The sequence below is a fragment of the Kitasatospora sp. NPDC001547 genome, assembly GCF_042894165.1.
In the GTDB taxonomy this organism is placed as follows: Bacteria; Actinomycetota; Actinomycetes; order Streptomycetales; family Streptomycetaceae; genus Kitasatospora.
Window position 1 is genome coordinate 348,443 of sequence record NZ_JBIAVL010000004.1, and the last position, 22,724, is coordinate 371,166.

Below are 22,724 nucleotides of genomic sequence, written 5' to 3' on the forward strand. Positions count from 1 at the left end.
CCGGCCGCCCGGCGGACGGGCGGGGGGCCGGGGGGGCGCGCGGGGGCCCCCCCCCCCCCCCCCCCCCCCCGCCCCGGCCGGCGCGCGCGCCCCCCCCCCCCCCCCCCCCCCCCCCACCTCTCTGCTGTCGCGCCTGTTCAGTGCTGGTGGCCGCCCGTCTCGCCGGTCGGGTGGGCGGTGGGAGCGGCGGCCGGGGCCGCGGGGGCGGTGGTGCCGTCGGTGGTCAGGGTGAACGCCGCGGTGCGGACGGTGTCCCCGTGCTTGAAGTCCAGGAAGAGCCGGTAGGCGCCGTTGCTCGGGGCGGTGGTGGTGAAGCCGATCTCCGGGCCCGGGACGGTGGTGTCCGGGTGGACGTGCAGGTAGGCGAGGTCGCCGGCGCGCAGCGCGACGAGGTGGCCGTACGCGCCGAGGTAGGGCTGGAGGTCGGTGACCGGCCTGCCGTCCTTGCTGACGCTCAGGGTGAGCCGGCCGCTGCGCCCGGGGGTGAGGTCGCCGCCCAGGGTGACGGTGTAGCCGTCGACGGTGACGGTCCGTCCGGTCTCCGGGAGCGGGGCGGGTCGCAGGTCGCCCGCGGCGTGGAGGTCGGCGCCGAGGGTGAGGCCCTCGCTCTGGCCGGCCGGGGTGAAGTCCGCGAAGACCCGGTACTCCCCGGCGGCGGGGACGGCGGTCGGGGCGCTCCAGGTGCCGTCGGCGGCCAGCGTCGGGTGCAGGTGCTGGAAGGTCGACAGGTCGCGCGGGGCGACGATCAGGTGCAGGTCCTTCTCATGCTGCGGCTGGTAGGCGGTGACGGGCCTGCCGTCCGCGCCGAGGATGCGGAACCGCAGGTCGGTGGGGGAGCCGGCGGTCACGAAGGGGGTGTCGACGCTGAGCGTGTAGCCGCGTTCGGAGACCTGCAGCCCGCCGGGCAGGTGCTCGGCGGCGGGTGCGGTCCCGGCCGCCCGGCCGGGGTCGGCGGCGTGCCCCGCGTGCCCGGCGGTGGCGGGCTTGGGGGACGGGCCGCTGCCGGTGGCGTTGCCGACGCCGAGGGCGAGGCCGAAGGCGGCGGCGAGTCCGGCGGCGAAGGCGGTGATGCGCAGCGGGGTGTTCATGGCGGGGTTCTCCTCGTGACGCGGAGCGGGCAGCGGATGGGAAGGGGCGGCGGGTGCTCAGGCCCGCATGAGCCGGGCGATGGCCTGGCCGGCCTCGGCGACCTTGGCGTCCGCCTCGGCGCCGCCGCCCGCGATGGCGTCGTGGACGCAGTGGGCGAGGTGGGAGTCGAGCAGCTGCAGGGCGACGGACTGGAGCGCCTTGGTGGCGGCCGAGACCTGGGTCAGCGTGTCGATGCAGTAGGTGTCGGTGTCGACCATGCGCTGGAGGCCGCGGATCTGGCCCTCGACGCGGCGCAGTCGGCGCAGGAGCTGGTCCTTGTCGGTGCGGTAGCCGGCCATGGGGGCCCTCCTCAGGAGTCCGGCGGGGCTCGGTGTGCCACGAGTGAATACCCCATGGGGGTATGAAGTCAAGCGGATCGTTCCTTCGAGAAAATACCTAGCGGGGGTATCGCCAAGGCTTGCGGCTGATACCCCTCGGGGGTATAACTGAACCCGGCACCGCCCGATACCCCTCCACGGTATGAAGGCCCGGCCGCCGAACGTACCGCACGGCAACCGCACGATTGACGTTCACGAGGAGCGACGATGACTACGCAGGCACCCGCCTCGGCGGAGGTGGAACTCTCGATCGGCGGCATGACGTGCGCCTCCTGCGCGGCCCGGATCGAGAAGAAGCTCAACCGGATGGACGGGGTCACGGCCAGCGTCAACTACGCCACCGAGAAGGCGAAGGTCTCCTTCGAGGGCGGTGTCGAGGTCGCCGACCTGATCGCGACGGTCGAGGCCACCGGCTACACCGCGGCGCCGCCCAAGCCCCCGGTCACCGAGGGGGCGGGCGGCGAGCCGGCCGAGCCGGCCGACGAACTGGCCCCGCTGCGCCAGCGGCTGTTCACCGCGGTGGGGCTCGCGCTGCCGGTGATCGCGATGGCGATGGTGCCGGCCCTCCAGTTCGACAACTGGCAGTGGCTCTCGCTGACCCTCGCCGCGCCGGTCGTCACCTACGCCGCCTGGCCGTTCCACCGGGCCGCGTTCACCAACGCCCGGCACGGCGCCGCGACCATGGACACCCTGGTGTCGCTCGGCACCGTCGCCGCGTTCCTCTGGTCGCTGTGGGCGCTGTTCTTCGGCGACGCCGGGATGCCGGGCATGCGGCACGGCTTCGAGTTCACCATCGCCCGCACCGACGGCTCGTCCAACATCTACCTGGAGGCGGCGGCCGGCGTCACCGCCTTCATCCTGGCCGGCCGCTACTTCGAGGCGCGCTCCAAGCGCACCGCCGGGGCCGCGCTCAAGGCGCTGCTGGAACTGGGCGCCAAGGACGTGACGGTGCTGCGCGGCGGCGCCGAGGTGCGCATCCCGATCGCGGACCTCGCCGTGGGCGACCGCTTCGTGGTCCGGCCGGGAGAGAAGATCGCCACCGACGGCGTGGTGGTCGAGGGCGCCTCGGCGGTGGACGCCTCGATGCTGACCGGCGAGTCCGTCCCGGTCGAGGTCGGGGTCGGGGACGGCGTCACCGGCGCCACCGTCAACGCGGGCGGACGCCTGGTGGTCGAGGCCACCCGGGTCGGCGCGGACACCCAGCTGTCCCGGATGGCCAAGCTGGTCGAGGACGCGCAGAACGGCAAGGCCGCCGCGCAGCGCCTCGCGGACCGGATCTCCGCGGTCTTCGTGCCGATCGTGATCACCCTCGCGGTGGCCACCCTCGGCTACTGGCTGGGCACCGGCGAGGGCTGGACCGCCGCCTTCACCGCGGCGGTGGCCGTGCTGATCATCGCCTGCCCGTGCGCGCTGGGCCTGGCCACCCCGACCGCCCTGCTGGTCGGCACCGGCCGCGGCGCCCAGCTGGGCGTCCTGATCAAGGGCCCGGAGGTCCTGGAGTCCACCCGCAAGGTCGACACCATCGTGCTGGACAAGACCGGCACCGTCACCACCGGCCAGATGACCCTGCTCGCGGTGCACACCGCCGAGGGCGTGGCCGAGGCCGAGGTGCTGCGCCTGGCCGGCGCCCTGGAGCACGCCTCCGAGCACCCGATCGCCCGGGCGATCGCCACCGCCGCCGCCAAGGCCGGCGAACTGCCCGCCGTCGAGGGCTTCGAGAACGTCCCGGGCCTCGGTGTCCAGGGCGTGGTGGACGGCCACGCCGTGGTGGCCGGCCGGGAGGCCCTGCTGAACGAGTGGTCGCAGCGGCTGCCCGAGGCGCTGGCCGAGGCCAAGCGCACCGCCGAGGCGGCCGGCCGGACCGCGATCGCGGTCGGCTGGGACGGCGAGGCCCGGGCCGTGCTGGAGGTCGCCGACGCCGTCAAGCCGACCAGCGCCGAGGCGATCGGCAGGCTGCGCGCCCTGGGCCTGACCCCGGTGCTGCTGACCGGCGACAACCGGCTGGTCGCCGAGGCCGTGGCGGCCGAGGTCGGCATCAGGCCGGAGCACGTGATCGCCGAGGTCATGCCGCAGGACAAGGTCGACACGGTCAAGCGGCTGCAGGCCGAGGGCAAGGTCGTGGCGATGGTCGGCGACGGCGTCAACGACGCGGCCGCGCTCGCCCAGGCCGACCTGGGCCTGGCGATGGGCACCGGCACCGACGCCGCGATCGAGGCCGGCGACCTCACCCTGGTCCGCGGCGACCTGCTGGCCGCGGCGGACGCCATCCGGCTCTCCCGCAAGACCCTGAGCACCATCAAGAGCAACCTGTTCTGGGCCTTCGGCTACAACGTCGCCGCCCTGCCGCTGGCCGCCGCCGGCCTGCTCAACCCGATGATCGCGGGGGCCGCGATGGCCTTCTCCTCGGTCTTCGTGGTCGGCAACAGCCTGCGGCTGCGCCGCTTCCGCTGAGCGGCCGGCAGCGAGGGCGCCGAGCAGCCGAGCAGCCGAGTGACCGCGTGACCGGGTACCGGCGAACCGGTGGACGCGGAACCGAGCCACTCCCCACCGCCGGGCCGAGGCCCCGGAACCCCCGTCAGGGTTCCGGGGCCTCGGCGTGTCCGGGTCCGTCGGCGCCCGCCTCCGCGGCCTCCGCGGTCTCCTCGGCGTCCGCGGATTCACCCCTCCGGCAGCTCCACCGCCTGCCAGCGGTACGCCGCGTCCTCCTGCCACACCTGCAACTCGCCCTCCACCACCGCCGCCAGGCACAGCCGCCAGTCGTCGCCCATGGCCAGCGCGACCCGGGTGGCCGGGCGCAGCGTCGGCCGCCACCAGCGCGGCCGCCGGGAGGCGCCGCCGGCCGGCAGCCGCAGCCGTACGCCGCCCGCGCCGGCCAGTGCGAGGGTCGGGCCGCCGCGGTGGCCGACCATGGCGATGCCGAGCGAGGGCTCGCCGTCGCCGATCTCGGTCCCCGCCCCGGCCGCGCCGAGGGTGTGCAGCTGGACCGATCCGTCCGGCCGCAGTGTGGCGGCCTGCGTCCCGGCGGACGTGCGGGCCAGCGCCCCGGCGCGCAGCGGGCCGGGCGGGCCCACCGGGAGGGGCCGTCCGGATGCTCCGGGCCGCCAGCTGAGCACCCGCTCGCGGTGCTCGACCAGCAGCAGCCAGGCGCCGGGCCGTTCCTCCTCGGCGGCGAGCACCCGGTCGGCCGGGCAGCCGGGGTGCTCCTGGCCGGTGAGGGTGCGGCCGGGCGCCCAGCGGTAGGAGCGCAGCGCGCCGCCGGCCGCCGTCCAGACGGTCATCTCCCCGGCCGAACCGGCCGCGCCCGCCAGGCCGTTGACCCCGCGTGCCGCCTCCCACCAGCCGCCCGCCGTACCGACCCACAGGGTGCCGCCGCGGTCCTCGGCGCAGACCACCAGCTCGCCCTGGGTCCCGGCCCAGCCGGCCGTCAACTCGCGGACGGCGGAAGGGCCCTGGCCGGACGGGAGCCGTCGGCCGAGGTGGCCGGGACCGGCCAGCGCGGTGCCGTCGGCGCCGCCGGTGACCACCAGCGGACGACCGGTCGGGTCGGGCAGCACGGCCAGGCCCGCGGTCCGGGCCACCGGCCGGTGGGCGCGCAGCAGTTCACGTCCCCGGGCGGCCCACGGCCCGAGCGGGGAGGGGCGGCGGTCCGGCTCGCGGGCCAGCGGCTCGCAGGCCCAGCGCGCCAACTCCTCGCTGTAGCCCGCCGCCAGCAGCTCGGCGCGGGCCTGCTCGGCGGCCAGCCGGTGGTCCAGCCGGCCGTGGTCGGGCAGCAGCAGGATGCGGGCGAGGGTGCCGACCGCGAACAGGTCCTTGGCGGTGGTCGGGAAGCCGCCCACCTGCTCGGCCTCCGGCGGGACGTGCCCGGGGGTGAACACCGCGACGGTCAGGGTGTGGTCCAGCGGGGCGAGGAAGGTCAGGTCGATCAGCTTGACCTGCCCCTGGCCGTCCACCAGGACGTTGGCGGGGGAGATGTCGCGGTGCACCCAGCGCTTGCGGTGCAGCTCGTCGACGATCCGGCAGAGCCGGCTCAGCACCTCGGCCACCGCCGGCGGGCCGCCGCGCTGGCCGCGCGCCCAGGTGTGCAGCGGTACGCCCTCGACCCAGGGCGAGATCTGGTAGCCGAGCAGCGCGCCGCCGGGCGGGGTGCCGGGCCGGTGCGGGGAGGGGCCGAGCAGGAAGCTGGGCACCACCAGGTCGGTGACGCCCAACCGGTGCGCGTTGTGCGAGACGTCGTCCCAGCGGCCGAGCCAGCGCCGCACCTCGGCCGGGTCGCGCTCCAGCATGATCTTCGCGGCGACCAGCTCCTTGCGTCCGTTGTGCCCGGTGCGCACCGCCCGCCACACCTCGGCCTCGCCGCCCCGGTGGTGGAACTCCAGGAGCTCGTACTGCTCGGGGTCGAACTCCGGCCCGAACCGGAGGCCGGGCACCCAACGCGACTCGGACACACGACCCCCGACGCTTCTGACCGCTGGTGACGCGCCGTCCGCGCGCCGCTGCTGTGCTGTCGTCCTGCTGTTGATGTGATGCCCAGGATAGTGCTCTCTCCTGTTCGTCCGTCCGACCGAGGGCCTATTCTGATGGCGCTCGAGCAACATCACGACATGACGTCAACTCATGATCGCTCCACGCCAGTTGATCATGAGATGGGTGGTGTCCGAACTCAGGGGGACGGTGCATGGCGCTGATAGCGGTGCTGCTGGTCGTGATGGCGCTGGCCGGTGCGGCCGCCGTTGTCCTGGTCCGCCGGCGGGCTCTGGACGCCGCGGCGGTGGCGAAGGCCCTGGCGGCGGCCGCCGAACGGCTCGCCGCCGGGCAGGCCGCCCAGGCCCGCCGCCGCTACGCCCGGCTGGCCCGCCGGCTCGCCGACGCCCCCGAGGAACTGCGCCCGCAGCGCGGTCTCGCACTGCTCGGCCAGGCCGAGGCCACCATCCCCACCGGCGACCAGCAGGCCACCCTCGCCCTGCACCGCGAGGCCTACCCGCTGCTCGCCGACCCGGCCCGGCAGCTGCCCCGGTGGAGCCTGCGCCGTCTCGCCGAGGAGCGGATGCGGGCCGCCGACGGCGACCTCGGCCCGCTGTTCGCCTTCCTCCAGGCCACCGCCGCCGGCGCCGAACCCGGTGAGGAGGCCGAGGCCGCCGCCCGAACCGTCGACTGGCTGCAGCACCGCTGCCGCGACGGCGCCCCCGACCAGCGCGAGGACGTCACCGCCCGCGCCCTCGCCGCCCTGCCCGGCCGGGACTGGCCGGTGCTCGCCCGGGCCGCCCTGCTGAACACCACCGACCGGGCCGCCGAGGCCGAGGCCCTGCTCGCCGCCGCGGCCCCCGCCGGAAGCGGAGAGCTCTGGTTCCGCTGGGGCGCCCAGCTCTACACCCTGCACCGCGACGAACCCGCCGTCACCGCCTTCGACGAGGCACTGCGCCGCGGCCCCGGCGAACCCTCCCCGTGGGGGCGCGGCCCGGCCCTGCGCACCGACGGCCTGCTCTTCCGCGGCCTGGCCCGCCAGCGCCTGGGCGCCACCGAGGAGGCCTGGGCCGACCTCGCGGCCGCCACCGGCGAGAGCCCGACCGACCCCCGCCCCCGCTACGCCCTCGGCCGGCTCGCCCTGCTGCTCGGCGCCGACGAGCAGGCCCGGGAGCAGTTCGCCGCCGCCCTCACCGTCCGACCCGACTTCGCCCCGGCCCGGTTCGGCCTCGCCCTGGTCCACGAACGGGCCGAGCGCTTCGCCGAGGCCGCCGCCGACTACCGGGCCGGCCTCGGCGGGGCCCCCGACTGGCGCCCCGCCAGGGTCCGGCTCGGCGCCGCCCTGCTCGCCGCCGGACAGGCCGAGGAGGCCGAACCGGTCCTGCGCGCCGAGGCCGACACCGAACCGGGCACCCGCTGGACCACCATCGCCGCCTTCCACCACGGCCTCGCCCTCGCCCGCACCGACGACCCGGCCGGCGCCCTCGCCCGCTGGGAGGCGCTGGACGACGAGGACCTGAACCCCCGCCGGGCCCTGGCCCGGGACCGGCTCGCCCGCACCCGGCTGGCCGCCGACCCGACGGCCGCCCGCGAACTCTGGCAGCGGGCCGCCGCCGAGCACCCGGCCGCCCCCGGCTACCGCGCCGCGCTGCGCGAGGCCGCCCTGCGCGAGGCCGCCCACCTGCTGGTCACCGGCCGCGACCACGCCGAGCCGCGCCGCCGCGCCGCCGCCGCGCTCGCCCTCGCCGACACCCTGCCCGGCGCCCTCACCCACCGCCAGGCCCGGCTGCGCGCCGCCCTCGCCCTGACCGAGGGCGACCCGGAGCCGGTCGCCGCCCTGCTCGACGCCGGCAGCGGCCTGCGCGACCGCTACCACCTGGCCGCCGTCGCCCTGCTGGCGGGCCGTCCGGCCCGGACGATCGCCCTGCTCGGCCCGCCCGACCCGGCCGGCGACCCGGCGACCGCCCGGCTGCGCGCCCTGCTCGCCGAACGGGCCGGCAACTGGGCCGCCGCCCTGGACTGGTACCGGCACTTCCTGGCCTCCGGTACGGCGCAGAGCCCGGCGCCGACCGGCGACTGCGCGCTCTGCGACCGCCCCGCCGCCGCCACCTGCGGCGGCTGCGGCCGCGAGGCCTGCCCCGACCACCAGCACGCCCCCGGGGCCGCCGCCTCGCCCCGCTGCGTCCACTGCGCCGCCCCCGCGTTGCGCGCCGTCCTCGACTGCGCCCGCCGGGCCGGCACCCCCGAGGAAGCCGAACCCGTGCTCGCCCGCTGGGCCGAGGCGTTCGGCGACGGCGCCGCCGGCGCGCCCGTCCGCACCGACCTCGCCCTGCTGCGCGCCGAACTCGGCCGACCGGACGAGGCCCTGGCCGGTCTGCCCGAGGACGCCGGGCAGGCCCGCGCCGCCGTGCTGGTCCGCCGGGCCGGCGCCGCCCTCGCCGCCGACCGGCCCGGCCGGGCCGCCGTCGACCTGCGCGAGGCGCTGCGACTGGCCCCCGGCCAGGAGCGGGCGGCCGGCGCGCTCGTCCTGCTCGCCGAGCACGAGGCCCACCAGGCCGCCCTCGACGGCCGCCACCGGGAGGCCTGGGAGGGCTACCGCGCGCTGCTGCTCGACGACCCGGCCCACCCCCGGCTGCTGCACGCGCTCGGCCTGGCCGGCTACCGGCTCGCGGCCGGCGCCGAGGCCTCCGACGAGGAGGTCTGGGACTGGACGCTCGGCTGCCTGGTCGCCGCCCTGCACCAGCCCGACCTGTGGGCCGAGTCCGCCCGGATCACCGGCCGCACCGCCGAACCCCAGCGGCTGGCCGCCGCCCGTACCGGGCTGCTCGACCGCCTCCGCGACGACCTGCGCGCCCTGGACCGGGCCGCCGGGCTCAGCGGCGACGAGGTCACCGCCTGGACGCTGCGCCTCGGCATGGAGACCCACTGCGCGGACGCCTTCGCCCAGGAGGACATCCGGATCACCCTGCCCGGCCGCCCGGCCCGCCGCCTCGCACTCGGCCCCGCCCTCGACCGGCTGCTCCGCGCCGGGAGCGGACCGGCCGGCTGGGCCGAGGCCTTCGAGCAGGCCGTCCGGCCCTGGCGGCGGCCCGCCGGCCCCGACGCGCCCGCGCCCGTCCGGGCCCTCGGCCTGTTCGGCGAGCTCGGGCCGCAGCGCTACCTCCAGCTCCAGGGCCGGCAGGCCGCCGCCGTCGCCGCCCTGGACGCGGTGCCCGAGCAGCGGCGCGGCGAGGACTGGCAGGCGCTGCTCGGCGAGTCCCTGGTCAGCCAGGCCCGCGAGCACCACCGCAACCAGGACTGGCGCGAGGCCCTGGAGAGCCTCACCCGCGCCCGCTCCGTCCCCGGCGCCCGGCTGCCCGCCGACGCCGCCGCGATCGCCGCCGAGTCCGGCGTCCGGGCCGCCCGCGCACTGCTCAAGAACAGCCTGGACGACCAGGCCGGCGCCGCCGAACTTCTGGAGAAGGCCCTGGCGTTGGCCCCCGACGACCCCGAGGTGCGGGGCGACCTCGGCGCCACCTACGCCCAGTGGGCACGCAAGATCAACAACGAGGACAAGGACTACCCCCGCGCCCTCGCCCTGCTGGAGAAGAGCATGGAGCTGGCCCCGGGCGACCCGACCGCCCGGCACTTCCTGGAGGCCGCCCTCGGCAACCGGGCCGGCCAGCTCAGCCGTCCCGACGCCACCGACGCGGAACTGGAGGAGGCCGCCGAGGCCTGGCGGGCGCTGATCGAACTCAACCCCGACCCGGACCACCGGCTCGGCCTCGCCTTCGTGCTGCGCCACCTCGCCCGCTCGGCCGCCTTCGCCGACGACCGCCGCCGGGCCGTCGAGCGGATGGCCGAGGCGCTGCGCGCCGACCCGGAGTGGGAGGGCGTCGTCGACCAGGAGGCCCCGCGCCGGGTCTCGGTGATGCTCGCCAACCACGTGGTGGACGCCATGCAGGACCAGCCGTTCACCGCCCAGGCCGCGATGCTCCAGAAGGCCAGGTCCTACGACGACTCGGCCGACATCCGCCGGCTGATGGTCAGCGTCTGGCGCGGCGAGGCGATCGGCCACTACGAGGCCCGCCGCTACCCCGAGGCGGTCCGGCTGCTGGAGGAGGCCCTCGGCCTGTCCCGCACCCCGGAGGACACCGGCAAGCTGCACCGCGAACTCGGCATCGTCTACGGCTCGTACGCCGTCCAGCGGGCCAACGCCCGGCAGTTGCGCGAGGCCCGCGACCTGGCCCGCAAGGCCGTCGAGCACAGCCCGGACGACGTCGAGCTGCGGACCATGCAGAGGCGGATCAACTCGCTCTACTGACGGCAACCGCACGGCAGTCGGCGTCGTCCTAGACCGTACGCCGCGGTCGCGCCGCCGGCCGAGTCGTCCGAGCAGCCCGAGCCACCCGAGCAGTCCGAGCCACCCGAGCAGTCCCGCCACCGTGAGGAGAGAGACCGCCCGCCATGCCACTGCACGAACCGTCGCCGTACGAGGTCCTGGGCATCCCGCTCACGGCCGGCGTGCGCGAGATCAACCTCGCCGTCGGACCGGCGATGCGGGCCGGCCGGTACAGCCGCCAGCAGATCCAGGAGGCCGCCGCGCTGCTGCGCAACCCGGACCGGCGCCTGGAGGCGGACCTCCAGCAGCCCCTCCCGCCGGAGCCGGTCGACCGGGCCGCCGAGCTGCTCGCCCCGGCCCTCGCCGAACCGCTGCTGGTGATCGAGCGCCCGCCGCTGCCGCCCACCGCCCTGGCCGTCCTCCACCGGGCCGAGCTGGCCGCCGACTTCGCCGAGCCCGCCCCCGGCGGTGCCGACCCCGAACCGCCCGTCCCCGCCCGCTACGCGGCGGACCTGTCCGTGCTGCCGCAGATCGAGGTACCCGAATGACCGACGCACCCGCCGACGCGCCCACCGGAGCACCCGCAGACGCGCCCGCCGAGGCGCCCGGCGCCGCCCTGCCCGACGGCCACCGGCCGCTGGAGGTCCCGCCCGGCGTCGAGGAGGTCGACCTGGAGCAGGCCTTCGGCCGGCTGCTCTTCCGGGCCTCCCTGCTGGGCAGCAAGCTGACCGAGCAGAAGCAGGCCGCCCGGGCCGAACAGCGCGAACTGCTGGGCATCCTGGTCGAGGTGGACGACGCGCTCGCCGCCCTCGGCCTGGACCGCGAGCTGGTGGCGCTCGGCCGCGGCGCCGGCCTGGAGGCCACCCGGCGGCGGCTGCTCGGGCAGCTCGCCAAGGCCAAGGTGCGGCCGATGCGGCTGGAGGGCATGACGGCCGACCCGGACCTGACCGAGATCGTGGGCACCGAGGCCCGGTCCGGGGTGGCGCCGGAGACGGTGGTGCGGACGGTGGTGACCGGGTTCTTCTGGGGGGACGAGGTGCTGCGCCGGGCCCAGGTGGTGGTCGCCGCACCGGAGCCGGACCCGCAGCCGGATCCCCGGGAGCCGGCGACGGACCACGCACTGTCGGAGCCCGCGGGCCCCGCACCGACGACGCCCGGACCCGTCGGACCCGTCGAGGCCGAGGCCGCCGGCCCCGGGACTCCGGCGGCGCCTGAGGCACCCGGGGCACCCGAGCCGCCCGGGCCCGTCGAGGACGAGCCGTCCGCCGCCGTCACCGCCGCCGTCACCGCCGCCGTCACCGCCGTCGCCGCGCCGGTCGTCCGCGCCCAGCCCAAGGCGGTCCCGCCCCGCGCCCGGCGCCGGGGCAAGGCCGTGGCCAAGCAGGCCAAGCGCAAGAAGTAGCCAGGACCACGAGGGGCAAGAGGGGAACGACATGTACCGCACACTCGGCATCGACCTGGGCACCACCAACTCGGTGGTCGCCCACCTGCGCCGGGGCGAGCCGGAGATCATCTTCAACCGGCAGAACCAGGAGGCCACGCCCTCCGTGGTCGGCAGCGGCCGCAAGGGCGAGCTGCTGGTGGGCTCCACCGCGCGCAGCCGGATCGCCATCGACGGCGCCAACGTGATCCGCTCGGTCAAGCGCTTCATGGGCCGCAAGTTCAAGGACCCGCAGGTCCAGGCGGCCCTGAAGGAGGTGGACTACAAGGTCACCGCGGGCACCGACGGTGACGTCAACGTCTGGTTCAACGGCCGCTCGTACACCCCGATCGAGATCTCCGCGATCATCCTGCACCGCCTCAAGGAGGACGCCGAGCAGCGCTTCGGCGAGCCCTTCCCCCGGGCCGTCATCACCGTCCCCGCGTACTTCGGCGAGCGGCAGGTCGCGGCCACCCAGGAGGCGGGCCGGATGGCCGGCCTGCACGTGCTGCGGATCATCAACGAGCCGACCGCCGCCGCCCTCGCCTACGGCATCACCTCGGAGGCGGGCGACGAGGGCAGGACCGTCCTGGTCTACGACCTGGGCGGCGGCACCTTCGACATCTCGATCCTGCTGCTGGTGCCCGGCTCGGTCTCGGTGCTCGGCATCGAGGGCGACAACCTGCTCGGCGGCGACGACTTCGACCGCGGGATCACCACCGCGCTGCTGGAGGACATCCGCGAGGAGTACGGCTCGGAGTACCAGCCGGACCTGCGCGACCGTCCCAAGATCGCCGCCACCGCCGAGACCATCAAGATCGAGCTCTCCAACCAGGAGTCCTCCGAGGTCATCCTGCCGGGCCTGGGCGCCGGGCAGCTGGTGCTGGAGACGGAGTTCGAGCGGGCCCGCTTCGAGGAGCTGATCGAGGGCCGGATCGAGCGCACCATCGAGCTGACCCACAAGGCCATCATGCAGGCCAACCTGACCGTCGGGGACATCGACGAGGTGGTGCTGGTCGGCGGCTCGACCGCGATCCCGCTGGTCGCCCGCCGGCTCGGCGAGGTCTTCGGCCCCCGCCGGATCCGGCGGGGCGTCAACCCGATGCAGTGCGTGGCGCTCGGCGCGGCCGTGCAGTCCGCGCTGGTCGGCGAGGTGGAGTGCCCCGAGTGCCGGGCCCCCGGTGACCTGTCCGCCTCCAACTGCGCCAACTGCGCCACCACCCTGCTCGGCGGCGCCCGGATCTCCTGCCCGACCTGCCACATCCCGGTCGACGCCGAGGCCTCCGCCTGCCCCAAGTGCGAGCAGGCGCTGGACGGTTCGGGCGGCGGCGCGGCGATCCCGCGGCAGACCGGCACCACCGCCGTGGTGCACGGCGGCAACTGCCCGCGCTGCGGCACCCCGGCCGCCCCCGGCGTCACGGCCTGCGAACTGTGCGGCGAGCCGCTCAACTCGGCCGCCCCCGGCCACACCAAGGTGGCCACCACCGCCGCCGAGGACGTCGGCCTGCGCTGCGCCTCCTGCGGCGTGGTCAACCCGCCCGGCTGCGAGGTCTGCCCGGGCTGCGGCGAGCTGGCGCAGGTCACCAACCCGTTCGACATCACGCCGAAGAACCTCGGCATCGAGCTGAACGACGGCCGGCTCGCCGTCATCATCCCCAAGAACACCAGCTACCCGACGAGTTCGCCGGTCAGCCGGGAGTTCGTGGTCTCCGGCAGTGGCCGGCAGCGGCTGGAGGTCGCGGTCTACGAGGGCGAGCACGAGATCGCCCAGCAGAACGAGCTGATCGGCCACCTCACCCTGCGGCTGCCCGAGGGCCTGGGCGGCCGCACCCCGGTGGAGGTGTCCTTCGGCCTCGACCGGGACCGCACCATCACCCTGTCGGTGCGGATCCAGGGCGGCGCCGAGAAGACCGTCAAGCTGGAGCGGGTCACCCTCGACCCCGAGCTGAAGGTGCAGGTCGAGGAGCAGCAGCGGCAGATCGAGACCTTCACCGACCGCTGGGGCGGCGAGCTGACCGAGGCCGAGATGCGCGAGGCCCAGCGGCTGATGGACACCCTGGACGACCTGGCGGCCGGGCAGACCCGCGGCCAGTCCGTGGACGCCGCGCTGGAGCGGGCCCAGCAGCAGCTCAAGGCCCAGCGCTGGGTGCGCGGCTCCGAGGCGTACCTGAGCCTGTTCATCCACTACTGCGAGAAGCACCTCGACCCGAGCGACCTGGACCGGCTGCGGTCGGTGGCCGCCGAGCTGCGGCTGCGCCGGGAGGCCGCCGACTGGGAGGGCGCGGTGCGCGCGGCCCAGAAGGCGGACGAGCTGTGCGACGCGCTCGGGCACACCATGCGGATGCTCACCATGTGCAACGTCTACGTGACCCAGAACATGGTCTCGCCCGCGCTGGCCCAGCTGATCATGGCCGAGCTGCGCGGGCTGGACGCGGCCGTGGAGGCGCCCAACATGGCGGACGTCAACACCCACATGTCGAACCTGCTGGCCCTGTACGCGCAGGCGCAGCGGGAGCTGGGCAGCGAGCCGGCCCAGGAGTCGCTCGGCCCGGTCCGGCCGGAGGAGGCGGGGCCGCGATGAGCGCCGTGGAAGACCTGGAGGCCGCGGAGGCCGTGGCGGGTTCGCAGGGCCCGCAGGACCCGGAGGCGCCCGAGGTGCCCTGCCCGCTGTGCAGGGTGCCCGCGGACCCGGGGACGCTGCGCTGCCCGTCCTGCCGGGAGGACCTGTCCGTGCTGTTCCGGCTGCGTTACGCCGGACGGATCGACTACAACCGGGCGCTCCAGGCCCTGGCGGCCGGTGACGGGGCGCTCGCGCTCGGGCTGCTGCACCGTGCGGTGGCGGCCGAGCCGGGGCTGCGTCCGGCCCGGGACCTGCTGGGATCACTGAGCGTCGCCGGTTCGGCGGCCCCGGCGGCGGGGGGCCGGGAGGACGGTGGGGAGGGCGACACTCCCTAGGACGGGCCAATCCCGCGTGCGGCGGACCGGATCGCTTGTGATCGTAAGCGAGTGTGATCGTCACACTTCGAACCGCCCTGCTCACAAGGAGCGACGCAATGCGTATGCGTACCACCCTCGCCGCCACCGCCCTGACCGCGGCGGCGGTCCTCGCCGGAACCGGGACCGCCTTCGCCGGCAGCGCCACCGCCAACGGTGCCGCCATCGGCTCGCCCGGCATCCTGTCCGGCAACGTGATCCAGGTCCCGATCAACCTGGAGGCCAACGTCTGCGGGAACTCGATCGACGTCATCGGGATCCTCAACCCGGCGTTCGGCAACATCTGCATCAACCAGTGACCCCGCGCGCCGGGGCCGTCCGTCGAGAGCGACGGGCGGCCCCGGCGCCGTGTCGGTACCCCCGTTCGGGGGTGGCGGTGCGGGGCACCGGACCGCGACCATGGTCCCTGTCCCGCACCGCCGTCCCCAGGAGCCAGCCCGTGCCGACCACGCCGATCCCGCGCAGCTACGCCTCCGGCGCCTCGGACGTCCCGCTGCTCGGCGACACCATCGGGGAGAACCTCGACCGCGCGGTGCGCGCCTTCCCGGACCGCGACGCCCTGGTCGACCGGGCCACCGCCCGCCGCTGGACGTACGCCGAACTCGCCGCCGAAGTCGACGCGTTGGCGCTCGGCCTGCTGGAGCTCGGGATCGCCAAGGGGGACCGGGTCGGCATCTGGGCCCCCAACTGCGCGGAGTGGACGCTCACCCAGTACGCCACCGCCAAGCTCGGCGCGATCCTGGTCACGGTCAACCCGGCCTACCGCGCCCACGAGTTGGAGTACGTGCTGAACCAGGCCGGGATCCGGCTGCTGGTCGCCGCCGAGCGCTTCAAGACCTCCGACTACGCCGGGATGATCGAGGAAGTCCGGCCCCGCTGCCCCGGGTTGGAGCGCGTTCTGCTGATCGGCAGCTCCGACTGGGACGCCACGACCGCCGCCGGAAGGCGGGCCGACCCGGCCCGACTCGCCGAGCGCCAGGCCGAGTTGTCCCCCGACGACCCGATCAACATCCAGTACACCTCCGGGACGACCGGCTTCCCCAAGGGCGCGACCCTCTCGCACCACAACATCCTCAACAACGGCTACTTCGTGGGCGAGCTGCTCGACTACACCGAGCAGGACCGGATCTGCATCCCGGTGCCCTTCTACCACTGCTTCGGCATGGTGATGGGCAACCTGGCGGCCACCTCGCACGGCGCCTGCGCGGTCATCCCGGCCCCCTCCTTCGAGCCCGGTGCCACCCTGGCCGCCGTCGCCGCCGAGCGCTGCACCTCGCTGTACGGCGTACCGACCATGTTCATCGCCGAACTGGCCGACCCGGACTTCGACCGCTACGACCTCGGCAGCCTGCGCACCGGCATCATGGCCGGCTCGCCCTGCCCCAGCGAGGTGATGAAGGAGGTCATCGGGCGGATGGGCATGACGCAGGTCTCCATCTGCTACGGCATGACCGAGACCTCGCCGGTCTCCACCCAGACCCGGGTCGACGACCCGGTCGAGCGGCGGGTCGCCACGGTGGGCCGGGTCGGCCCGCACCTGGAGGTCAAGGTCGTCGACCCGGCCACCGGCAGGACCGTCCCGCGCGGCGAACCCGGCGAGCTGTGCACCCGCGGCTACTCCGTCATGCTCGGCTACTGGGGCGAGCCCGAGCGCACCGCCGAGGCCGTCGACGCCGCCCGCTGGATGCACACCGGGGACCTCGCGGTGATGGACGAGGACGGCTACCTCGCCATCACCGGCCGGATCAAGGACATGGTGATCCGCGGCGGCGAGAACCTCTACCCGCGCGAGATCGAGGAGTTCCTCCACACCCACCCGGACGTCCTCGACGTCCAGGTGATCGGCGTCCCCGACGTTAGGTACGGCGAGGAGCTGATGGCCTGGATCCGGATGCGGGAGGGCGCCGAGCCGCTCACCGCCGAGACCGTCCGCGCGTACTGTGCCGGCCGGCTCGCCCACGTCAAGATCCCGCGCTACGTGCACGTGGTCGAGGAGTTCCCGATGACGGTCACCGGGAAGATCCGCAAGGTCGAGATGCGGGCGCAGGCGCAGCGGATCCTGGGGCTCTGACGGCCCCTCGGGCCGTGACAGGCCGCCGGGCCGGACCGGGTTCGCCCGTTCGGCCCTCGCCCCCGGTGCGTCCGGGGAGCGCGGTGGCCCGCCCGGCGGGAGAGTGTGATCATGCCCCTCGACGTCACAGTGGAACGCCTGATCCCCCTCCCGCCCGCCACGGTCGCCGCCTACGCGATGGACTGGCGCCACGACTCCGCGTGGACCAGGGGCATCCGCGACGCCACCCTCACCCGGGAGGCCGACGGCGGCGGCTTCGGCGTGGGCGCGGAGGTCACCCGGACCGCGCACTTCCTGGGCAGGTCCTTCTCGTACGTGCTGCGGGTGGCGCGCCACGACCCGCCGACGGTGCTCGACATGGTCTCCGTCGCCGGGCCGATGCCGATGCGGGTCACCTACACCTTCGAGCCCACCCTGAACGGCACCTTCGCCCGCATCCGCGTCCGTGGCGGCTTCCGCCTGGCCGGCCCGCTGGCGTCCCGCCCGGTCCGGGCCGCGCTCACGGCGGACCTGCGCGCCCTGGAGGACCGGCTCGGCCGCTGACCGCCGCTCCCCGGGGCGGGCCGCCTTCCCACCGGCGCGTCCGCGCGGCGCCCGGTGCTCGTCCGCGGTCCGTCCGGCGCCCGCCGTTTCCCTCCCTCCGGTAGGGTGCGCCGACGTCGAAGCCGGAGCGGGAGAGGTGCGGGGCATGAGTTCGTCGCCGACGGCGGCAGGACCGGGGGAGCTGCGGCGGCACCTGGGGGTGTTCGACGCCGTGGTGATCGGGCTGGGCTCGATGATCGGCGCGGGCGTCTTCGCCGCGCTGGCGCCCGCCGCCGGGGCCGCCGGCTCGGGGCTGCTGGTCGGGCTGGCGCTGGCCGGTGCGGTGGCGTACTGCAACGCGACCTCCTCGGCCCGGCTGGCCGCCCGCTACCCGCGGTCCGGCGGCACCTACGTCTACGGCCGGGAGCGGCTCGGCGACTTCTGGGGGTACCTGGCCGGCTGGGGCTTCGTGGTCGGCAAGACCGCCTCCTGCGCCGCGATGGCCCTCACCGTCGGTTCCTACGTCTGGCCGACCCAGGCCCACGCCGTCGCGGTCGCCGCCGTGGTGGCGCTGACCGCCGTCGACTACGTCGGCGTGCAGAAGGCCGCCTGGCTGACCAGGGCGATCGTGGCCGTCGTCCTGGCGGTGCTGGCCGCCGTCGTCACCGCCTGTCTGACGAGCGGTGAGACCGACACCGGCCGCTGGGCCCCGGGTGCGGACGCGGGCTTCCACGGCGTGCTCCAGGCCGCCGGCCTGTTGTTCTTCGCCTTCGCCGGGTACGCCCGGATCGCCACCCTCGGCGAGGAGGTCCGCGACCCGCGGCGCACCATCCCCCGGGCGATCCCGCTGGCCCTCGGCATCGCCCTGGTGGTCTACGCCGCCGTGGCCCTCGCCGTCCTGGCCGTCCTCGGCCCCGACCGGCTCGCCCACAGCGCCGCGCCGCTGGCCGACGCCGTACGGGCCGCCGGAGCGCCCGCCCTCGCCCCGGTGGTGCGGGCCGGTGCGGCGGTCGCCGCCCTCGGCTCGCTGCTCGCCCTGATCCTCGGCGTCTCCCGCACCACCCTGGCGATGGCCCGGGACCGCCACCTCCCGCACGCCCTGGCCGCCGTCCACCCCCGCTTCGGAGTCCCGCACCGGGCCGAGCTGACCGTCGGCGCGGTGGTCGCCGTCGCCGCCGCCCTCGGCGACGTCCGCGGCGCGATCGGCTTCTCCTCCTTCGGCGTCCTCGCCTACTACGCCGTCGCCAACGCCGCCGCCTGGACCCTCACCCCCGCCGAGGGCCGCCCCCCGCGCGCCGTCCCCGTCCTCGGCCTCGTCGGCTGCCTCGCCCTCGCCTTCGCCCTCCCCGCCGCCTCCGTCCTCCAGGGCGCCGCCGTCCTCGCCCTCGGCGCCGCCGCCTACCTCGCCCGCAAGGCCCTCGCCCGGGCCTGAGCCCCGGAGGACCGGGAACGCCGACGGCCGGCGAGGGCTGCTGCCCTGCGCCGGCCATCGGTGAGGTCGGTACGGATTACCGCGCGCCCCATTCCCGGTCGGTCGGCACGATCTCGCGGCCGAGCGGCATCAGCGAGATCGGGATCATCTTCAGGTTGGCCCACCCGAAGGGGATGCCGATGACCGACAGGAACAGCGGAATGCTGGTGATCAGGTGCCCGAGCGCCAGCCACCACCCGGCGAAGACCAGCCAGATGACGTTCCCCACGCAGGACGCCGGCCCGGCGTCCGGCCGTTCCACCGCCGTGCGCCCGAACGGCCACAGGATGAAGCCGGCGATCCGGAATGAAGCAATGCCGAATGGGATGGTAATGACAAGTACGCAGCAGATAACTCCGGCGAGCACATAGGCGAGAGCCATCCAAATGCCGCAGAAAAGCAGCCAGATGACATTGAGGACGAACTTCAGGGCACTCATGCTCGGTACCTTCTCATGGCTGATGGCGTTGCACTATGACCTGCCATGCCCGCCGACGAACGCATCTACGCCCTTAGGGGTCGATCCTCAGGGTCCGGTCCGGGTGAGCTGACGAACATCGAGGTCGCTCCATGTCGGGGACCACGAAATGATGAAGAGGTTGGGTTCTGGCCCCATTGCGCTACCTGCACGAGCGACCAGGTCCTGGTAGGACCCCAGTCCTACCTGACCGGCTGCACGGTGGAGGACGAGGTGTTCCTGGCCACCGGCTCCCGGGTCTTCAACGGTGCCCACATCGGCACGCGCGCCGAGGTCCGCATCAACGCGGTCGTGCACCTGCGCACCGTCCTGCCGGCTGATGCGATGGTGCCGATCGGTTGGGTCGCAGTCGGCGACCCGGCCCGCATCCTGCCGCCCGACCAGCACGAAGCCATCTGGGCAGTTCAGAAAGACCTGGACTTTCCCGGCTACGTCTTCGGCCTGGACCGCCCCGTCGACGGTCAGAGCCTGATGCCGGCCCTGACCGAACGCTTCGGCCGCGCACTGGGCCGTCACCGCGACGACCGCACCGCCGGTGAAGCCTCAGCGGCAAACGGTGAAGCGTCGCCGTCGTAGGGGAGCTCCGGTGGCGGTGGAGCATGATCACGGTGCCGCCGAGGGCGACCGTGCGTTCACTGCGGATAGGGCAGCAGGCGACGGGCCATGACGGTGCAGACGGTGGCGCGGGGCGCTCGCTCCGCGGGGACACCGCGATGGCGCGGCGCGCCGTGTCCAGCTCGGCCGGGGGCGTGGCCGAATCCTGTGCGGGAGGCGATCACACGCAGAGTGCGTGGCATGGAGATGATCAGCAGCACCAGGCTGCACGGCAGGCCTGGCCCGCGCTGGTGGCCGACCACCGCCCGGCCCCGGGGCTGGAACAGTCGTCGGCGTCTTCTTCATGGTCAGGTGGGATTCGAGGCGCAGGACGGCGGGCAGGCCGCTGAGCTTCTCGGTGAGCCCTTACTTGTTCCGGTAGGAACCGAGGTGCCAGAGCGTGAGGGTGTCGAGGCGGGCCGAGCCGCCCTCGGCGAACAGCTGGACGCCCTGGCTGCCGGGGTCGGGGAAGACCTGGTCGGTGATGACGGCTTCGCCCTGGCCGCCGAACACCTCGACCGAGGACCAGTCGGCGACCACCCGGATGTGGATCCTGCCGTCCTCCTGCGGCTTGAGCGGGGCGGTCTGGATGCCGGGGAAGTCGGGGTCGAAGTCGACCGCGCCGGACCTGGTGCGGTCGACGTAGAGCCGCTGGTTGGCGGTGTCGTAGCCGATGACGGTCTCCTGGCCGGGTCCGGTGCGCACCTTGAGGCCGAACGTCTTCGCGTCGGCGGGGGAGAAGACGGCGTCGACGTCGAGGGCCTTGCCGGTGCTGCGGGAGGGCAGCGCGGTGGTGCCGGCCGGGACTGTGGCGTGGTTCAGCGCGACGGCCGGTCCCCGGCGCAGCGTGTTCAGGGACCGCACCGGCTGCTGGGTGAGCCGGAGGCGCCCGTCGACGGTGCGCAGTTGCAGGGTGCGGGGCAGGCTCTGCGCGCTGCGCCAGGGGGTGGTGGGGGTGTTGCCGGCGTACTGCCAGTTGCTCATCCAACCGATCATGGTGCGCTCGCCGCGGGGTGCGTCGTTGTAGGTGACGGCGGCGTAGAAGTCCTTGCCGAAGTCGACCCAGTGGGCGCGCTGGAGGGTGGAGAGGGCGGGCTGGTCGGCGGCGGTGAACTGGTCGGCCATGATGTGGCCCCAGCCGCCGGTGTTCAGGTCGGCGATCTGGATCCGGGCCTGCTTGCCCTTGTGGGGGCGTAGGTCGAAGGAGGCCCAGTCCAGGGTTTCGCTGTCGGAGCCGGTGGCGCTCTGCACGACCCGGCCGTCGACGACCAGGTTGACGGCGGTTTCGCTCGACCGGGGCTTGGCCCGGGTGTCGGACAGGACGATCCGGTCGACGTTGATGTGGCCCCAGCCGCCGGTGTTCTGGTCGACGATCCTGATCCGGGCGGTCTTGCCCTGGAGGTCGGACAGGTCCCAGGAGACCCAGTCGAGGTGCTCGTCGTTGCTGCCGGTGGCGCTGCGGACGGTCTTGCCGTCGACGACGAGTTCGATGGTGGTGGGGGAGTCGGAGCCGGCGGGGTGGGCGCCGCCGCCGATCAGGAAGTCGAGGTACTTCTTGTCGATGGTGAACGTCGGCGAGGTGAGGGTGCCGGTGGTGGTATCGCCCTGGAGGAAGCTGTTGGCCAGCCCGTGGCCGGTGTAGCCCGAGACGTCCATCTGGCCCGGGAGGGTGCCCTGGGCCGGTCCGGTGCCGAAGGCGGTGCCGGTGGTGGTCCAGTCGCCGTAGGTGTCGCCCTCGAAGTCGGCGAGGACGGTGCCGGTGGGGGTGGGCTGCGGGTCGGTGACGGCGTTCGGGTTGTGGGGGTGGTTGCCGCCGCCCACCTTGAAGTTGAGGTAGTCGCTGGTGGCGGTGAACGCGGGGGAGGTGAGGGTGCCGGTGGCGCCGTCGCCGTCGTGGAAGCTGTTGGCGTAGCCGCCGCCTTCGAAGCCGGTGATCGCGGACTGTCCGGGCAGGGAGCCGGTGGCCGGTCCGGTGCCGAAGGCCGTTCCGCCCGTGGTCCAGGTCCCGTAGCCGCCCTCTTCGAAGCCTTGCACGACGGTGCCGCTGGGCGGGGTGTAGGAGCCGTCGTCGTCGGGCGTGAAGGTGGTGCCGTCGAAGTCGCCGACGAAGTACTGGGCGCCGGAGCCGCCGGCGATGCCGCCGGGGTTGAGGTTGACGACCATGACCCACTTGACGTGTTGGGGGTCACCGTCGACGGCGAGGGGGAAGAAGTCCGGGCATTCCCAGGCACCGCCGGTGGCCCCGGCCGGGCCGAACTCGCTGAGGAGAGCCCAGGACTTGAGATCTTTGGAGGTGTAGAACTGCACCTTGTGCTCGTCGGCCAGGGAGACGGTCATCAGCCAGCTGCGGGTCGGCGCGTACCACTGCACCTTCGGGTCGCGGAAGGCGTGGGAGCCGATGTCGAGCACCGGGTTGCCGGCGTACTTGGTCCAGGTGCGGCCGCGGTCGGTGCTGTGGGCCAGCGACTGGGCCTGCCTCCCGTCGGTGTAGGCGCTGGTGTACACCGCGACCATGGCGGGGTTCGCGCGGGTGCCGAGGCCGGAGGTGTTGTCGGTGTCGACGACGACGCTGCCGGAGAAGACCATCTCGTCGTCGCTGCGGGGGATGGCCGGCGGCAGCTCCTTCCAGTGGACGAGGTCAGTGCTGACGGCGTGGCCCCAGGACATGTCGCCCCAGGAGTTGCCGTTCGGGTTGTACTGGTAGAAGAGGTGGTACTCGCCCTGGTCGTACACGAGCCCGTTGGGGTCGTTCATCCAGTTCTGCGCGGGGGTGTAGTGCACCTGGGGGCGGTACGGCTCCTGGAATCGGGCGGTGTCGGCCACGGCGGGGGAGCCGGCGGTCAGGGCGAGGCAGACGGCGGTGGCCAGGATGGCCGGCGAGGTGCGACGGGTGGGTCGGGAGGCGGGCATGGCGAGCTCCTTCGCC

16 protein-coding genes are annotated in these 22,724 nt (G+C 74.7%); 11 read left to right on the forward strand and 5 right to left on the reverse strand.

The window, feature by feature from the left end; translation table 11 throughout:
• Window positions 1-137: 137 nt before the first annotated feature.
• Together ACFY0X_RS09810 and ACFY0X_RS09815 are read right to left on the reverse strand one after the other, a co-directional pair.
• Window positions 138-1,088 (reverse strand): hypothetical protein, encoded by a 951-nt coding sequence (locus ACFY0X_RS09810; RefSeq protein WP_387751353.1) that lies wholly within the window; start codon window positions 1,086-1,088, stop codon window positions 138-140.
• A gap of 57 nt (window positions 1,089-1,145) precedes the next feature.
• Complete coding sequence (locus tag ACFY0X_RS09815) at window positions 1,146-1,427, reverse strand: metal-sensitive transcriptional regulator (RefSeq protein WP_387751355.1); 282 nt, start codon at window positions 1,425-1,427, stop codon at window positions 1,146-1,148.
• Between the two features lie 246 nt (window positions 1,428-1,673).
• Between ACFY0X_RS09815 and ACFY0X_RS09820 the strand changes: the two genes are divergently transcribed.
• Entirely contained in the window at window positions 1,674-3,917 is a 2,244-nt protein-coding gene (locus tag ACFY0X_RS09820; RefSeq protein ID WP_387751358.1) for a heavy metal translocating P-type ATPase, read from the forward strand.
• A gap of 206 nt (window positions 3,918-4,123) precedes the next feature.
• Here the strand turns inward: ACFY0X_RS09820 and ACFY0X_RS09825 are convergent, their stop codons facing one another.
• Window positions 4,124-5,911, reverse strand: coding sequence for a hypothetical protein (locus ACFY0X_RS09825; protein WP_387751360.1), 1,788 nt, complete (start codon window positions 5,909-5,911; stop codon window positions 4,124-4,126).
• Between the two features lie 230 nt (window positions 5,912-6,141).
• Here ACFY0X_RS09825 and ACFY0X_RS09830 point away from each other — a divergent pair, with 230 nt between their 5' ends.
• From ACFY0X_RS09830 to ACFY0X_RS09870, 9 genes are all read left to right on the forward strand, one after another.
• Window positions 6,142-10,230 (forward strand): hypothetical protein, encoded by a 4,089-nt coding sequence (locus ACFY0X_RS09830; RefSeq protein ID WP_387751363.1) that lies wholly within the window; start codon window positions 6,142-6,144, stop codon window positions 10,228-10,230.
• A 143-nt stretch (window positions 10,231-10,373) separates the two neighbouring features.
• The gene (locus tag ACFY0X_RS09835; RefSeq protein ID WP_387751365.1) at window positions 10,374-10,796 is read left to right on the forward strand and encodes a hypothetical protein; all 423 of its coding nucleotides are present in this window, start codon (window positions 10,374-10,376) and stop codon (window positions 10,794-10,796) included.
• The gene (locus tag ACFY0X_RS09840) at window positions 10,793-11,650 is read left to right on the forward strand and encodes a nucleotide exchange factor GrpE (RefSeq protein WP_387751367.1); all 858 of its coding nucleotides are present in this window, start codon (window positions 10,793-10,795) and stop codon (window positions 11,648-11,650) included. Before ACFY0X_RS09835 ends, ACFY0X_RS09840 begins: the two co-directional genes overlap by 4 nt.
• 31 nt (window positions 11,651-11,681) lie before the next feature.
• Window positions 11,682-14,249, forward strand: coding sequence for an Hsp70 family protein (locus tag ACFY0X_RS09845; RefSeq protein ID WP_387751370.1), 2,568 nt, complete (start codon window positions 11,682-11,684; stop codon window positions 14,247-14,249).
• The gene (locus ACFY0X_RS09850) at window positions 14,246-14,623 is read left to right on the forward strand and encodes a hypothetical protein (protein WP_387751373.1); all 378 of its coding nucleotides are present in this window, start codon (window positions 14,246-14,248) and stop codon (window positions 14,621-14,623) included. Before ACFY0X_RS09845 ends, ACFY0X_RS09850 begins: the two co-directional genes overlap by 4 nt.
• A 98-nt stretch (window positions 14,624-14,721) precedes the next feature.
• Window positions 14,722-14,961 carry a chaplin gene (locus ACFY0X_RS09855; protein ID WP_387751376.1) on the forward strand — a complete coding sequence of 80 codons (240 nt, stop codon included), beginning with the start codon at window positions 14,722-14,724 and terminating at the stop codon, window positions 14,959-14,961.
• A gap of 140 nt (window positions 14,962-15,101) precedes the next feature.
• Window positions 15,102-16,733 (forward strand): AMP-binding protein, encoded by a 1,632-nt coding sequence (locus ACFY0X_RS09860; RefSeq protein ID WP_387751378.1) that lies wholly within the window; start codon window positions 15,102-15,104, stop codon window positions 16,731-16,733.
• A 111-nt stretch (window positions 16,734-16,844) separates the two neighbouring features.
• The gene (locus tag ACFY0X_RS09865; RefSeq protein ID WP_387751381.1) at window positions 16,845-17,276 is read left to right on the forward strand and encodes an SRPBCC family protein; all 432 of its coding nucleotides are present in this window, start codon (window positions 16,845-16,847) and stop codon (window positions 17,274-17,276) included.
• A 145-nt stretch (window positions 17,277-17,421) separates the two neighbouring features.
• Entirely contained in the window at window positions 17,422-18,687 is a 1,266-nt protein-coding gene (locus tag ACFY0X_RS09870; RefSeq protein ID WP_387751384.1) for an APC family permease, read from the forward strand.
• 76 nt (window positions 18,688-18,763) lie between these two features.
• Here ACFY0X_RS09870 and ACFY0X_RS09875 read toward each other — a convergent pair whose 3' ends face one another.
• Window positions 18,764-19,165 carry a YccF domain-containing protein gene (locus tag ACFY0X_RS09875; protein ID WP_387751386.1) on the reverse strand — a complete coding sequence of 134 codons (402 nt, stop codon included), beginning with the start codon at window positions 19,163-19,165 and terminating at the stop codon, window positions 18,764-18,766.
• Between the two features lie 252 nt (window positions 19,166-19,417).
• Here ACFY0X_RS09875 and ACFY0X_RS09880 point away from each other — a divergent pair, with 252 nt between their 5' ends.
• Window positions 19,418-19,780 carry a hypothetical protein gene (locus tag ACFY0X_RS09880; protein ID WP_387751389.1) on the forward strand — a complete coding sequence of 121 codons (363 nt, stop codon included), beginning with the start codon at window positions 19,418-19,420 and terminating at the stop codon, window positions 19,778-19,780.
• 384 nt (window positions 19,781-20,164) lie between these two features.
• On the opposite strand, the gene ACFY0X_RS09885 is transcribed toward ACFY0X_RS09880, so the two are convergent.
• Window positions 20,165-22,708 (reverse strand): GH32 C-terminal domain-containing protein, encoded by a 2,544-nt coding sequence (locus ACFY0X_RS09885; RefSeq protein WP_387751391.1) that lies wholly within the window; start codon window positions 22,706-22,708, stop codon window positions 20,165-20,167.
• Window positions 22,709-22,724: the final 16 nt, after the last annotated feature.